The organism is Enterococcus sp. HMSC076E04, from assembly GCF_001814285.1.
Taxonomy (GTDB): Bacteria; Bacillota; Bacilli; order Lactobacillales; family Enterococcaceae; genus Enterococcus_B; species Enterococcus_B lactis.
Genome location: NZ_KV815571.1, coordinates 1 through 777, shown reverse-complemented (window position 1 = coordinate 777; position 777 = coordinate 1). Strand labels below are relative to the sequence as shown.

General features: G+C 37.7%; 1 protein-coding gene. It reads left to right on the top strand.

All coding sequences use genetic code 11. From position 1 onward, the window contains the following. The first annotated feature begins 74 nt into the window (after nucleotides 1-74). Complete coding sequence (locus HMPREF2961_RS01775) at nucleotides 75-755, top strand: IS6 family transposase (protein WP_070703835.1); 681 nt, start codon at nucleotides 75-77, stop codon at nucleotides 753-755. Nucleotides 756-777: the final 22 nt, after the last annotated feature.

Genomic DNA, 777 nt, shown 5'->3' with positions numbered 1-777 from the left:
TGGTTCTGTTGCAAAGTTTTCCAAAAAATCTATTTTAGTGTAAAATTGAGAAAAAAGACAGAGAGGACAGAGTAATGAATCATTTTAAAGGCAAACAATTCAAAAAAGACGTCATTATTGTCGCTGTTGGTTACTACCTGCGTTACAATCTAAGCTATCGTGAAGTTCAGGAATTGTTATATGATCGTGGAATAAATGTTTGTCATACTACGATTTATCGTTGGGTGCAAGAGTACAGCAAAGTCCTCTATTATCTTTGGAAGAAGAAAAATAGACAATCCTTCTATTCATGGAAAATGGACGAAACCTATATCAAAATTAAGGGAGGTTGGCATTATCTTTATCGTGCAATTGATGCGGACGGCTTAACCTTAGATATCTGGTTACGAAAGAAACGGGATACGCAAGCAGCCTATGCTTTCTTAAAACGACTCCATAAACAGTTTGGTGAGCCGAAAGCAATTGTGACCGATAAAGCACCTTCTCTTGGCTCCGCCTTTAGAAAGTTACAGAGTGTGGGTTTATATACTAAGACAGAGCACCGAACTGTGAAGTATCTTAACAATTTAATAGAACAAGACCCTCGACCTATTAAACGACGAAATAAATTTTATCAAAGTCTCCGTACAGCCTCTTCCACGATTAAGGGCATGGAGACCATTCGAGGAATATATAAAAAGAACCGAAGAAATGGAACGCTCTTCGGCTTTTCAATGTCTACTGAAATCAAGGTATTAATGGGAATAACAGCCTAAGATATTTGGAGTTCAGAGAGGG